Annotated in this window: 7 protein-coding genes and 1 pseudogene; 1 reads left to right on the plus strand and 7 read right to left on the minus strand. The window is 62.4% G+C overall.

All coding sequences use genetic code 11. From position 1 onward, the window contains the following. Positions 1-382: 382 nt before the first annotated feature. The 6 genes and pseudogenes from G5B46_RS06430 to G5B46_RS06450 all read right to left on the minus strand — a co-directional run bounded on the left by G5B46_RS06430 (position 383) and on the right by G5B46_RS06450 (position 13,100). Positions 383-1,162 carry a hypothetical protein gene (locus tag G5B46_RS06430; protein WP_165257091.1) on the minus strand — a complete coding sequence of 260 codons (780 nt, stop codon included), beginning with the start codon at positions 1,160-1,162 and terminating at the stop codon, positions 383-385. Beyond that, entirely contained in the window at positions 1,137-2,372 is a 1,236-nt protein-coding gene (locus G5B46_RS06435; protein ID WP_165257093.1) for a DNA cytosine methyltransferase, read from the minus strand. Before G5B46_RS06435 ends, G5B46_RS06430 begins: the two co-directional genes overlap by 26 nt. Before the next feature lie 443 nt (positions 2,373-2,815). After that, positions 2,816-2,914 (minus strand): annotated as a pseudogene (locus tag G5B46_RS24295) (transposase); the annotation flags it as partial. A gap of 103 nt (positions 2,915-3,017) precedes the next feature. Further along, entirely contained in the window at positions 3,018-4,526 is a 1,509-nt protein-coding gene (locus G5B46_RS06440; protein ID WP_165257094.1) for a hypothetical protein, read from the minus strand. A gap of 1 nt (position 4,527) precedes the next feature. Continuing rightward, positions 4,528-9,519 carry an AAA domain-containing protein gene (locus tag G5B46_RS06445; RefSeq protein ID WP_165257096.1) on the minus strand — a complete coding sequence of 1,664 codons (4,992 nt, stop codon included), beginning with the start codon at positions 9,517-9,519 and terminating at the stop codon, positions 4,528-4,530. Positions 9,520-9,764: 245 nt separating this feature from the next. After that, complete coding sequence (locus G5B46_RS06450; protein ID WP_205691509.1) at positions 9,765-13,100, minus strand: TM0106 family RecB-like putative nuclease; 3,336 nt, start codon at positions 13,098-13,100, stop codon at positions 9,765-9,767. Positions 13,101-13,177: 77 nt separating this feature from the next. On the opposite strand from G5B46_RS06450, the gene G5B46_RS06455 reads away from it, so the two are divergent. Then, positions 13,178-14,170, plus strand: coding sequence for a WYL domain-containing protein (locus G5B46_RS06455; RefSeq protein WP_165257097.1), 993 nt, complete (start codon positions 13,178-13,180; stop codon positions 14,168-14,170). 57 nt (positions 14,171-14,227) lie between these two features. Here G5B46_RS06455 and G5B46_RS06460 read toward each other — a convergent pair whose 3' ends face one another. Beyond that, positions 14,228-14,491, minus strand: a complete 264-nt coding sequence (locus tag G5B46_RS06460; protein ID WP_125158179.1) for a DUF3892 domain-containing protein — start codon at positions 14,489-14,491, stop codon at positions 14,228-14,230. Between the last annotated feature and the right edge of the window lie 146 nt (positions 14,492-14,637).

The following is a 14,637-nucleotide window of genomic DNA, read 5'->3' on the forward strand; positions in this document are numbered from 1 at the left end:
GAGCGTTGGCGGCTGGCCACAGGTCGGAGCCTACCCTCAGGTCGAAAGCGTGCTTTCATTGCGGCTTAAGCCGCACGCCAAGCCCCAGCCGGGCGGCGGGCGGCCGGTCAAGGGTGGCCGGTCAAGGGTGGCCGAAGGCCATCGCCGTAGGCGACGGCGCTAGCCGCCCTTGAGGGGCCGCCCGACGGCTGGCTCACCCCGGCGAAGCCGGGAAAGAACAAAGAAAATCAGCCGATTAGCTCGGGAATGGCGCCAACCTGGCGCCAGGTCCGAGGGCGTGGCGCCAAACCGCCGCGCCGAAAAACGATGTGCAGGCAATCACTTACGGCAGCCGACCCATGGGGTTGGCGCCGTAGCTTTATCTTGCCTTACAAGGCCTCGATCAGGGCGGCGAAGTCACCAGCATCTTATCGGCCAGGTGATCATTGAACGCGTCTACGAACCGGGTCAGCTCTAGGGGGTTCGGCTGCACATTGCGCTCTCCGCCAGTACCCAGAAGAAAGAACTTCTCTCCCGCTTGAGCAGCTTCCACAATGCTCAGATCCATCTCCTTTCGCAAGGCGACCTGCACGGAAAAGCAGTGCGGGTTCCCCTTGGTCATGAGTTGCTCGCGACCGTGCCAATCAAAGAATTCAGATTGAGACACTCTAATTTTCGAGTTTAGCGTAACAATAGGTAAGACGCTCTCGGAAGTAGGTAGTTTTTCGTACGCGTTTCGAGGCCATGGAGCTTCATCAAACACGAACTCACCGTCACGGACGCGATATCCGACCGCGATGTCGGAGCGTTCCGATGGCTGAGCCCAAGTTACTTCTCCACCCTGCCAAATCGGATATCGACCGAAGGGAACCTTTACCTCGGTGAAAACCTCTAACTTTGGATACGGCTCGCAAAGCTTTATGGCGAGATGAACCAAATAGTCTTGCAGCATCGCCCCAGGTAGGTTGCGGGCAAGATTGTCGCTGATGCCAAATCGGGCTTTGTTCTCTCTCTGCCCAAGCCAGTTATACTGATCCACGAACGCGACGAACGCAGCGATTGGATTGCCACCATCGTGAATATTATATTTCAGCCGAGTTGCAGCGAGAAGCTCGGCAAGCTCTAGTTTCTCTGGCGTAGATTCGCCCCGGAATTGTTCAATGTATTTTCCGAAGAATATCATTCGCGGCGCGCTTCCGGATCGGCACACTTGATTCGATTGCGCTTAGGATAGCTGCACCAATACCGCGAGCCAACAAAGGCGGCACCGCGTTACCAATCTGGGTATATTGAGGAAGGGCTCCGGTCCGCTTCTTGTTTCCCTTGCCGCCGCCGCCAGTGGCACGAGGGCCTGAGAACTCGAACGTATCATCGAAGCTTTGCAGCCGCGCCCATTCGCGTGCCGTCAGGATGCGATGCTGACGATAGTGTACGAAGTCATCGGGCAGGGTTGTCACCGTGTAGGCCGGCCGGTCAGGATCAAGCCTCACGCACCATTTCTTAGATGACTGAAGATGCCCCTCCCAGAGCCCTCTGGGGATTGAATCAAAGCCTCGGCCCGGCTCCATCATAGCGAAGCGCGCAATCACGTCGGGGGTGTGGCGGGAGGCTTCGTGGCCAACAAGGCACGCACTAGGCCGCTCGATGCCATACATTTCAAACAGGCGGCCGCGGCGGCTCTCCGTTTGGTAGCGGTTCGTAGCTGGGTGGCTTTCATGATACCCGCTCACCTCATCCCAGGATCGCAGGAAGCTGAGATCATCGAGAGCCTCCCGTGCGGTCCAGCTTCGATCCATCACGGCAGGAACTTGATCGAGTACAGGCATATCCTCGCGCGAACCGATGAAAAGCAGGCGCTCGCGCATCTGGGGCACGCCGAACTCTGAAGCATTCACTTTTATAGGACCTTCAAGATGATACTTGACGCCCTTCATCTCGCTAACAGCCCGATACATTTCACGGACGGTTTCGCCGCCGTACATCATTGCCAATCCAGGAACGTTTTCCATCACGAAATACTTTGGCCGGAGCGCGGCAATGACCTTTAGGTAGTGCCGAAAAAGATCATTTCGCGGATCATCTTTCTCTCGCGCGCCAAACAGGGAGAAACCTTGGCATGGAGGCCCCCCGACAACGAGATCAACACTCTCGTCGCCGACTGATTGGGTTAGCCTATCAAGAAAATCAGCGTCTCGAATATCACTCGTGATAAATTCATAATCCAGGCCGAGTTGGCCGGAAAATCGTCCCGTGTGCGTATGATGGGCGTTCTCGTGAATGTCGCTTGCGGCGAGAAGCTTGAACCGGCGTTCAGCCCCACCGGCAAGAAGAATGCCCTCTGTGAACCCGCCGGCACCGCAGAACAAATCGACGAATGTAATTTCGTTCCGCATGCGAGCTGAACTCCAGCGTATTTAGACTCAACGGCGGACATTGAATCAGAACCAAGCCGGAACGCCTAGGGGCTGGTTACATTGAGCGCAAGCGATTCATGGAGTCGCCTCGTCGTGACGGGGGCTGACAGTGGACGCGCGACGCGGCGCTGCGCCAATTTCGGCGGCAATGCGCTGGGCTGAACCTATCCGTGACCTCGCGCTCAGACATACTTTCTTTCAGGCGATGACCACTTCCCGCCCTTAGCAGACGCTGATGGCGTCCGCTCACCGGGGGCTGCGTCGGTAGCGATGAAGAACCCATCGCAAGGGCGTGAATCGGGAACCCTATATTGCGATCGACAGGAGTTGTCGGTTTGAGGGGGTGAGCGACCACTCATCACCCTCCCTGGACAGGGGGCGAGATCGAGTGTCGCTTCCGGCGGAGTCCCTGCCGTGGATTGCAAGGCATGCTTGCGGGTCAGCTCGCCCGCCTTGGCCCCTGCCTCGTTCTCCCGAAGGATCCCCATGATCTGCTCTTCGGTAAATCTCGCTCGCTTCATGTCCGTCCTCTCAAGGTTCGGACACTAGCGCCGAGTGGAGCAAAGTCTCAGGTGTAGGTCAGGGATATTCCGACTTGAGCCGGAGATAGCGTCGTGCGCCGGCTCAGGCGCCTTGGTCGACTTCGTTTGCGGCTTCAGGGACACCTTCGGCATCGTCGGCTCCGGTGGAGAGCAGGGTCTCCATCACGGCGGTCTCGAAGGGCTTATTCCGAAGCATCGGACCGACGCGTTCGGCCATATATGCCTGGGTGCGACCCACGACGCGCGGATCGAAACTGATGAAGCCGAGCGGTACCGGCAGACCCGTTTGCGATCCGATCGGCGCGTGGACCGTCACGCTCGCCATGACACCCGGAACGAGCAGGACCTCGAGGATTCTCGGAAAGCGCGGCACGTCGCTTACGGCGAGGGCGTCGAAGGCCCGTTCGAGATGGCTCTCGGGGCGGCCCGTGGCCAAGCCCACGGCCATGGCTGGCGGAGCGGATGGGTCGGTTTGCTTTTGCCGGAGTTGCGCCTTCAGAAGTTTGAGGAACTCCGGCAAAAGCTGAGTTGCGCCCCAATGGTGCATCATCGGCGCGAGCCATAGAAAACTCGCAGGCTTGGCCTCTTTACGCAGACCGTAGGACACGACTTCCATTGCCCTGCGAAGGTTCTTCTCTCCCAGCAAGGCACCAACAATCGGCAATGTGGGGCGATCGGAGCGAACCTCGCCGGCGCGGCTGAAGGCCTCACGGTAGTAGCGCTCGACGTTCAAGCCGTCGCGACGGGTAAATTCTTTTAAGAACTCGGGCGCCAGTTCCAACAACACGGCATAGGCCTCGCCATCTGCGCTGTGGCGGGTTGTGACGAGGCGATCGACGAACGCCGACGCAGCATCGACGGTGTTGGGGCGATCCTCGAGCTCAGGCTCGCTGCGCCAGTCCGATAGGTCCGGCTCGCCGGCATGGGGACGCATGCCGGTCGACTTGACTGAAATGCGGACCGTCGCTGGAAAGCGATCACCGGCCGAAACGTTGTCGACCGAATAGAGTGACTTCTTGTCGTCGCGCTTGCGTTCGCGACGTGCCTGGATCTCGGGGTAAAAGCGGCGAAAGGTGCCCGGAATGTGCTGGGTTGCAGAGCTTGCGATCTCGGGGCGGACAGCCAGTTCGGGGAGGCAAAACTCGAAATCCTCCAAATAACGTTTCGGTTCTGGAGCAAACGAAATCAGATCGAAGCCGACGTTTTCACGCACCGCCTCGACCTCGAAAATCTGGGGCTGATCGGAATCGGAGCGGAAGAGGGACTGGCCCGCCAAGGTCAGCCACAGTCGACCTTCTCGGCGCTGGACATAGCCCTCCCCCTCCACCTCTGAGAGGACGAAAGACATATCTCTCAGATCGAACCCGAAGAAGGCCGCCGCGCTGGCTTCATCCAAGCCGTCCGCCGACTTGAGCAGACGCAAGAGAAACTCCGCCGTCAGCGAAACTCGTCCAAGAACGGCGATCTTGTGGTCGATCTCAAACCAGCGGCAGGGCAACTGCACATCGTAGGTGGCTAGATCGAGTGGTCCGTCTTCCTCAGGCTTCATCAAGCCCGTGAGCGACAAAATGGGGCGTTTGGTTGGAGTCATTCTATGCCTCCGCCTTGGTGCGCGACTTGGCCTTGGCCGATGTGTCGCTGGCAGGCTGATCGAGGATAACGGTCGCGGGCGCCACCTTGGCGTTGCCCTCGACGAAGGCCGTCTCAACGGCTTCGGACAAGCGATGCATCCACTCGCCCTCGCGCCACCGTGATCTGGCGCCGACGATGACCAGGCGATCCATCGCGCGGCTTACGGCCACGTTGATGCGGTTCTTCTTGTTGAGAAAGCCCGGCTTAATCGTCGAAATGCCGCCGATCTTGGCCCCGTCGGTATTGTTTCTCACCAGCGAAACGATGACGATCGGGTTTTCCTTTCCCTGGTAGCTGTCGACGGTGTCGATCTTGAGGATTCGGCGAAACGCCTCGGGGAGGTTGGCCGCCTGCACCTTTTTACGAACCAGATCGCGCTGGGCGGCGTACATGCAAATTACGCCGATGACCTGAGCATGCTTGGTCTGCTCCGTGGCCCAGGCGTGGAACCCCTTGTTACCAACCCATTGTTTCAGCAAGCCGACGATCACATCCGCTTCGGCCGCATTCACCCTACTGGTGCCGCTTTCCTCGCACCGTTCCTCGCCTGCCTCACCCAGGCAATCTGTCGTGATCCAGGTCAACGGCCGTTCCAACCCGCGGGGCAATCGTTCAGGCGGAATTTCGGGCTCTGTCCGCCCGTGATTCAGCGCGTCGCCGTAGAAGGTTTTCGATACGACTTCGCCGATCGGGGGAAGCATTCGGTACTGACGATCGAGGCGGGCGCCAGCCGCCTTGCCGTAGTCGTTGGCAAACAGTCTTTCGAAGTCGCTCCGAACGACGTCTTGTTCGGAAATGCCCTCTTGCTCGGCGACCTGCGAAACTACCTCCGCGTTGTGTTGAGGTTCGAGCTGTTCGTGGTCCCCAACGAGCACGATCCAGCGTCCCGCCTGCATCGGCACGGCCAGTTCGCTAGCTGTGCATCGCGCTGCCTCATCGACGATGACAAGGTCGAACGGGGTCGCAGTCAAACCCAAGGCTGGGCGCCCCAAGCCGACGCAGGTCCCCGCCACGATCTGCCGAGTGCCGGCCAGGAAGGCCTCAAACCCGCGCTGGGCGGTGGAGACGCTGCCGATAAAGTCACGCCCCACCTGCGCCAAAGCGCGCAAACGGGCAATGAGCTCGGGTGCCGGCCGCTGATGGGCGGGCAGCTGGCCGGCGACGCTTGCGATCACCGCATCCAAGACCGAAAGCGCGCCTTCGGTGGTCACTTCGATGGGAGCCGGTAGGTCTAGGTCGTCGACTTGCGCCTGCAAGGTCGCCACGAGGCTCCGAAGGCGTTCGGGCTGAGGCTCGGCCTTGTCGCGTAGTTCGGCAACGCGCTCGGCGACAGGGCGGAGCGTCGTCTCGACATGGATCGCAATCTCCAGCACGGGGCGCGCCAGTCCGAGCGTTTTACCGGCCACCATCAGGCGCTCACGCATCTGGGCGCGGAACCGATCCTTGTAGAGCTGTTCAAGTCTGTCGGTGTGGAAAGGCATTAGGCGATCCGACACCACGCCTTCGTTGCCGACCCGTAGAATGCTCGGCGGTTCGGAGGCGTCGGCAAAGAGCTTCAGAACGGCTTCGCCGGCATTGTTCACGGCCTCATGGGATTGACTCGCCAGAAGGATGTTGCGCGCCAGGCCCTTGGTCAGGGCGTAGTGAACCAATGCGGCTATGAAGTGGGTTTTGCCGGTGCCAGGAGGGCCTTGCAGCGCTCCTAGCGGCCGGACCTCGACCAATTTTCGGAAAGCCGCCTTTTGCGTGGGGTTGAAACGATAGCGAGCTAAATCGTCTTCCTCGCACACGTAGGGCTTGGAGAACGGCAAGACCGGCGTTTGGCTTTCAAAGAGCGTCGACAGGCCTGGAACGCGCGCCAGGCCGTCCAGGACCCGGCCAACAGCTGACTCTCGACGCTTGAAACTCTGGAGTTCGAAGTGGCTGGTGAAGCGCAGCCGATCTTCCTCTCCGATCAGCCCTGACTGCCGCGCGGAAGGCAGATCGGTGGCGTCGATAACGACACGATCTGGCTTGGAGCGGGCGATGTCCAGCTCGCCGATCCGACGCCACTGCTTCTTTCGGTCAAGTCTTTCGACACCGACCTTGTCGTTACGATTGAAGTCGAACGTGCCGCTGGTCAATTCAAACGGCACGATGTGACGCTTGAGGTCCCGCGCATAGGCGCTTTCGGAGCGAGCGACGCCTTCGGTGGTCAAGGCGCTTTCGGCCTCGATCAAGCCACGCCACAAGCTGCGGACATCGACAGCCGCCAGCCGCCGCGCCGGCCTTGGGGTGTCGCTGAAGCGGTCGAACGTTGCGTCTTCGAAGGCTGGACTTGGGTCGAGTTCGCCAAGTTCGCCACCGGCTCCTTCCTCAGAGACCGGCGTTTCTGGCGCATCGTCGATCTCGCCGCTCCAGCCCTTCTCGAAATCTGGCTCATGCATCAGGGGCAGGAGATCGGCGAAATCGGCCACGTCGGAAGGCTCGACGGTTAGGTCCGCCGCATAGGCCATGAATTCATGGCGGCGCAGCCGAGAGATACGCCCCTGAGGGACGGGCAGGCGGCGACCGTGATGAGGTTGTCGCTTCCCATCGACGTAGATCTCGATCTCTTCGGAGGCCCCTCGCATGGAAAAGGCGGCACGGCCTTTCAGTTTGCGGACATAGAAGAAACCTTCGTCGGGGAGCACGGGTCCAAGCACCGCGCCAGGGATCGAGATCTTCAATGTCGGACGGGTCGACGTCTCCGTCGGTGCCAATGCGAACTCCAGCGCCTCCACCAACGGCAGTAGCGTGCCGTTCTCCGGAGTGTTTTCTCGGCAAGCCCCAATAGCACGCGCGATCGCTGCGCCCTGTGCACCGGGCAACTCGGCGTCAGCGAAGACTTCTTCGGCGATCTTGGTGACCGCGAACCGATCACGTTCCATGCGACCGCCCGCAGCCGGCGCATAGGCGGAAGATAGAATCTCGCCGTCGGCGCTGGAGGAGAAATCTACGGTGTCGACTAGCACCGGCGACGATGCCTCGCCAAGCTCGACAATGATGTTGTCCGGCTTGAGGTCGCCGTGGCTCCGACCCTGTTGGTGTAGCGCAAGGATGATCCGCGCCAGCGCAAGTACGAAGGTCACCGCGGCTTCCGGGCGGGCGGCAAACCGCTTTGCGATCAGCGACTGACTAAGATTTTCCCCTTCGACGAAACGCTGAACGATGACGAGCGCGTCCTGTAGCCAAAGAACCTTCAATACTGGGGCACAACCCGTCGGAGGCGACAGCGCCAGGTCCTGGGCCCGGGTCAAGAAATCAAGGAGACGGGGTCCTTCCTTGGTTTGGTCACCCCAAGCGGTGCTTTTCCAGAGTTTGACGACGACAGCTTCGCCATCTTGCTCGCTCTTCCAGACGTCGACCCGCTCGCTCTCACGCAAGACGGTCGTTTCCGGATAGGCCCTGGCCAGTTGCCTCTGTGAATGGATGTCGCCCCGAAAACGTTCGAGGCCTTCGATCACTTCGCGTGCCGAGGGTCTTGCCGCGCTGGCGGCGTTGAGGGCCTCAAGAGCTTCGACGGCGCTCTTGAACCGGTCATGCGGATCGAGTGACAGCCCCCTTTCGAACCAGGGATGAAGCTCCGAAAATGCGCCACCGGCATCGACGGCGGCGTTCCACTCAAAGGGCGTGTTCTCGCTTCCGCCCGCGGGCGGTTGTCCGAAGATCAACCAGTGCACCGCAGCGGCCAGGAGAAAGACGTCTCGACGCTTGGGCAGGTTTTCGCCGCCTAGGATATCTTCTGGGAGACTGGCGCTGGAGAGAAATTGGTAGCGGCTGGACCCTAGCGAAGCGACCTGCGGAAATTGAGCCGCCATCAAATGCGATAGCTTCACGGTCGATGGTGCTTCGATCCAGATGCTGTGGCCGCCGAGGTCGAGGTGCGCAGCGTCCGCCGTGTGCAACGCAGCCAGTCGAGAAGCAAGCTGACGAGCCAGCTCTAGCCGGCTTTCACGTCCAAGATCGCCAGCCTCCGCGGCGATAAATTCCGCCATGCGCTTGAGGCGAGGCCTTCTGTCGAAGATGTCCCAATATCCGACGCCGCGTTCGGGATCTTCGGCTCGGGAATGCAACACCGCATTCTCGCACGCCTCGCCCCGGTCCTTCAGAAACTCGATGACGGTGCGTTCTCGGCCGGCGATTTCGTGCCGTGCTTGCTCGCCTTGGAAACGAGCCATCGACGCCTTGCTAAAATCCCATACGCGCAGCGTGCCCAGCGATTGAGGCGCGTTCTCGTCGTGAGCGTCGTATTCGCTGAAGATCTGCTTGGGGTGTTCGAATGTCGCGTCGTCCGACGCGGCCATGAAGTTGGCGTATCGCCGACGACCCGGACGGAGTTTGCCGGTCTTGGCGTTGAAGAATTTGCTGAGTTGGTCCTTCCAGGCGGTGTCGGTCAGCGGCTTTTCAATAAAGGCCGGTTTTACGCCCCCGAAATGGCCGACGCGTGCGCCAGTGGTGGAGACGGCGGCGATGAAGTCCTCCACCAACATGACGCTGCCGATTTCCGTCTGGGAGATTCCGGTGAGGTCCGCCCGCTGGGTGATCACTACAAGGCCGATCACGCGCGGCGTCGGGCCGCCGACGTACTTCTTGACGTGCTCGGCGAGGAGATAGGCCAGATCCTTGGCGTTTTGATGGATCTTTCCGACGGGGGATTCCCCGCGGTCGTCACCGTTGTGCAGCCAATTGCCCCGGTCGCTCTCGATTTTGCCGCCCCAGTCTTTCAGGTCGACTAGGAAGATGCGGTCGTCGGCGACGATGACGACGTCGATCTCGCGGGATCGTCCCACGCCGGTCGCGAGGTCTAAGTTGGTGAAGGCGAACCAATTGGCGGGCAAGGCCCGCAACTTCTCGATACCTTTGACCTCGCGTGCGTGAACGCCTCGGCCGCAATTTGTGATGTGCATCGTCGCTCCCCGAAGCGTCAGCATGGACCAGCTCAACGGATGAGGGAAGCCCAACACCTCAGATTGTAAACTTCGCCTCCGGCCCTAGCGGCAACCATCATCGCCTGCACTGCGTCGCCAGTTCACGATAGGGACACTTTGCGTTGCGGCGCCGAAGCATCCGTGCGGCGGTTAGGGTCCCCACGCTGAGCCCCCTCACATACTGCAGCGGGAAGACCTGCAAGTTGGCCAAGCTACCGCACGACGGCTCTGCCAACGGAAAAAGACTCCTAGTTGGACTGCATGTTCTCAGGCCTGTACTCGGCCAGCATGCAGAGAGTGTTGACCAGCGACATCTCGCGAATGGTTCGGCAGGGCGTCTCCAGCAGCGCCGGGCTGGCGAACATCAGGGCCGTGACCTGGGCGCGCGAGATCGCCACGTTGATGCGGTTGAGCGAGAACAGGAACTCGATGTCGCGAGGAAGCTCGTCCCCGCTCGAGGTCGTCATCGAGATCAGGCAGATCGGCGCCTCCTGCCCCTGGAAGCGGTCCACGGTCCCCACGCCGACCGCGGGGGGAAGCGCGGCCCGCAAGGCGTTGACCTGGGCGTTGTAGGGCGCGACCACCAGGATATCGCCATGGCCGATCAGCCGCTCGCCGCCATCTCGGTCCCGGAAGGTGGCCCCCAGGAGTTCGTCGACCGTCGCGGCGATCGCGCCGATCTCCTCGGGACAGACCTGGGAACGTCCCACGTGATTGATCGGAGACAGGCGCGCGCCGACCAGCTGCCTGCCGGCGGCGTTGGCCAGCACCTGCCTTGCCGCCCCTTCGTCGCTGCGCAACCGCCCTTCATAGACAGCCTTGGAGATGAACCCGCAGACGTGCGGATGCATGCGCCGGCTCACGGGCATGAAGACCCCGCGATCGGCTGGCACGACGCGATGGCCGGCCATCAGGTATTCGAGGCAGGATTGGCCGCTCTGCCCTGGATGAAGGCCTTGCAGAGGCTGGGCCAGCTGCATGGGGTCGCCGACCAGCACCAGGTTCTGCGCCGAGCTGGACATGGCAATCAGGTTGGCCAGCGAGACCTGCCCCGCTTCGTCGACGAACAGGTGACTGAAGGCCGCCTGACCATATCGGGCAAAATGCCAGGCCGTGGCGCCGACCACGTGCGCGGCGGCGATCTCCGGCGCGTCGTTATCGTTGACCCGGGTGATGCCGGAGGCTTCCGCCTCCTCGCTATCATCCTCGGACGTCTTCTGCACGATGTTGCACCTGACACCCATCGCCCGGGCGCGCGCATCCACGGCTTCGAGCAGGTTTGAGATGGCCTTGTGGCTGTTGGAGGAGACGGCGACCCGCTGGCCGCTTTTTACCAGGTCCACGATCGCCCAGGCGCTGACATAGGTCTTGCCCGTGCCTGGCGGTCCCTGGATCGCCAGAACCGTTCGATCCATGGCGGCGATGGCGCTGCTGGTCTCTTCCGGCAGGGCTCCTTGCGGATCGACCACGCCCTGGGGCCGCGGGCCGTTGGAGAACCTGGGCGGCGAACGCTGCAGCAGTTGCTCGATGGCCGGATGTGGAGCTCCGACGATGAACCCATCCCTGACCGCGGCCAAGGCGTCGCGCAACGGGCCGTTGCTGATGGGCTTGGGTGGAATGAGGTCGAGCCGCTCGGGCAGCACGAAATTCTTGGCCGTGCTCTTGAGGGTCAGGGTGCGGGCGACAGGATCAATATCCTTGAGCTCGACCGCGACCGGCGCGTCAGCCGGCTTGACGCAGGGGCGCTTGCCCGACCGCAGCTTGGTTTCCTGTTCTGGAAAAGCATAGGTCCGCACGAAGGATCGCTTGTCTGGAACAGCAGGACCTGTCGCTTCGAGGCCCGCGATGCACTCCAGGTCCTCGATGAGGTCGTCGCTCTCTCGCCCCAAACGATCGAAGATCGACCACCAGGTCGGCTTGTCCTCGCGGGCATGAAAATCGCTCAAGTCCATCAGGAGCTGGCCAACCTCGTCGCCATAGGCCTGGAAAACCGGCTCCAGCCGCGCACGCCGTTCAGCGAGGGCGGCGTCTTCCTCAGCCACGTTCGACAGCGGTCCGGCCTCGGGCGCGGGCCCTGGTTGCCGCCAGGCCATGCCCTTGGGGCGGACCTTCTCGACAAGCCAGTCACGGAGCAACTGGGTCGATCGGCAATCGGTCTCGTTGTAGTCGCGGATCTGTTCGAGAAGGGCCGCATCGCCCTGCTCGCGCCACTGCTCGTAGACCACCACGCTGGCGCCGGCGGTCGCCACCTCGCCACCGCGCTTGTCCATGTAGAAGACCTCGAGATCCTTGATCGAATAGCCTCCCTCGGAAGCGACCAGTCCCCCCGCGACCACGCGGAAGAGATCGACGAACCGCAGCTCCCGCTGCAGCTGGTCCATGGCCGCCTCGCCAGTGCGATGCTGCGCCGTCAGGCGACGGAGCGCGGCGACCTCGTAGTGGGCGTAGTGGTAGATGTGGGCCTTGGGGTGTTTGGCAAAGTGTTCGACCAGGAAGGCCAGCAGGTCAGCGACCGCCTTGCCCTCGGCGTCGCGGTCGTGGGCCCAGAACGCCTTGAACGTCCATTGCCCACCGACCTTCAGCCAGAACCCGTGAAGATACTCCAGCCCTCCCGGAAAATAGGGATCGCCCTCGATGTCGTAGAAGACGTCGCCTTCATCCGGCTCGGGCAGAAGGCCGAAACCCCGCCCGGCCTCATAGGGCTTCAGGAGAAAGGAGGGCTCGCCGCCCGCCCGCCGCGCCGTCTGCAGGCGGGCCTGGGCCTGGAGCTTTTCCTGCGTTGGCCCAGCCAGGTTCGGAATCTTTCCGGAGAAAGCCGCCAGCGCCGCCATTGATCGAACGCCGGCATCCTCGATCTTGACCCTCTGGCCGCGGGTCGCACCCGCCACGAGCGCCAAGCTGTCGCCCTGTTCCCATTCCGTGCGGCACTTCGTACGCCAGCGGCAGAGGTTACATGCGCCAACCGGCTCGGACCGTGTCGCGGGGCGCGAAGCGACGAAGGCCTCCAGCTTGGACCGAGAAAGACGCGCATAGGCGGACAACTCCGCCAGCGACGCCGAGAACCGGCTGCCATCCCCAAGCAGCAGATGCGCCTGCTCGGGGGGCAAGCCCTGTACATCGGCCAGCAGGTCCGAATAGAGCGCCAGCTGGAGAACGTGCTTGGGGTCTGGAGAGCGCCTCAGCTTGGTGTCGACGACCTCATAGGAATAGTCGCCCAGGGCGGAGGGCCTTTCGACGCGCTCAAGGAAGTCGGAATAGCCGCCCCAGGCGCCGCCCAGGAAGGCGCCCTGGAAGATGACATCCGCCCTCTGGGCCAGGGCCTGCTGGGTAAGGGCGACCGATTGCTCCAGCGACAGTCCGTCCTTGGGGATCTCGATGATCGAACGCCCCTGTTCCCTGAGGCTGGCGAGAAAGGCCAGCTCGTGATCATCGCCCTGCTTCTGGAGCAGCTGGGCCTCGGCGCTGTCGTCGTCAGGCTCCAGATCGCCCAGTTCCAGTTGCCGCAGGTCAAGCGCGGTGGCGTGCGCGCAGCCCTTGAAGCGCATCAGGTCTGAAGCCGAGAGGCGCAGCGCGCCGTCGATCATTCGCACGAGCGTTTCTCCCTAATTCAAGCTACACCATGACGGGTGTATGCTGGACTGTCACGCATGGGGGTTGCGACTTGTCTTTCAGCAAGGCCCAGGAACTCATTCGCCTGGCAACGATGGCCGCACGCCGGACGGGGGTGACCTTGGCCGACATCGAGGCGGAATTTTCGGTGTCTCGCCGCACGGCCCAGCGGATGACGGATGCGCTCTGCGCCAGCTTTCCGCTTACCGAGCACACGACCGAGGACGACCGCCGGGCCTGCTGGCGCTTGCCCACGCGCGCCATGGCCGCGCTGCTGACGCCCACGGCCGAGGAGCTCAGCGCCCTCGCCGCCACGCGCAACACCCTTCGTGTCGAGGGCATGGAGGCCGAGGCGAGGCTGGTGCGCCAGCTTGAACTGAAGGTGCGGGCCCTGATCCCCGCCCAGACGAGCCTTCGGCTCGAGGCCGACGAGGAGGCCCTTCTCGAAGCCCTGGGCCATGCCGCAAGACCAGGTCCGCGACGGGCGGCCAACCCGTCGGTCGACGAGGCCATATCCGAAGCCTTGAAAGGCCCCTTTCTGCTGCGCATCCGCTACCGGGGACGAACCGATGAGGCGCCGCGCGATCGGACGGTGGCGCCCCACGGGCTGTTGCTGGGCGTTCGCCGCTACCTCGTGGCGCGCGACACCGCCAAGCCCGCCAGCCAGCTGCTGCACTACCGAGTGGAGGAAATCGACCAAGCCGAGGTCCTGACCGAGACGTTCGTCCCCGATCAGGGCTTCAGCATCCAGACCCACGCCCAGCAGGCGTTTGGGTCCTACATCAGCCAGGCCGAGCACGGCGAAGTGGTCTGGAAGTTCGCGCCCCACGCCGCGGCCCATGCTCGCCGCTACACGTTCCATCCGACCCAGACCCTGGAGGAAACCGCCGACGGCGGCCTGGTCGTCCGGTTTCAGGCGTCGGGACATCTGGAGATGTGCTGGCATCTTTATGCCTGGGGCGATGCGGTTGAAGTGCTCGCGCCTAGGCCGCTGCGCGAAATGGTGGAGAGCCACCGCAGGAGCGACTTTCCCGCCCTGCCCTGAAGGCGGTGGCGATCGGAACGGACACGCCATTCCGATCGCATCGCGGCGGACAAGGTCTTAGCAGTCGGGCAGGTCGTCGAGGTTGTTCTTCGTCGAACCGTCCCGCTGCGTGCGCAGGTACTTGCCGGTCGCGCCGTTGACGACCTTGATCTGGGTCGTCTGGCCGTCCGTCCACGAGACGTAGTAGTCGTGGATCTTGTTTTCGATGTCGTAGATCGCGTCGGCTTTCAGGCGCGGCGACCATGTCTGCCCCGCATTGCAGAGCTTGGTGATGTCGCCGTCCTTATCCTTGCCGGACTTGTTCACGTAACGCGTAGCCATGATCGGAAACCTCATTGGGGAGGGAGTGTTGACGCCCCCACCTTGAGCTCCAGCCAGGTCAAAAGCTGTCACGGGAACAAAGCCGGTACCGCGCCGCAGGTCTGTCGAAGACGCCCGACGCGGCCCCCTCGGCGCCGCGCATCGAC

This window comes from Caulobacter sp. 602-2, from assembly GCF_011043625.1.
GTDB lineage: Bacteria > Pseudomonadota > Alphaproteobacteria > Caulobacterales > Caulobacteraceae > Caulobacter.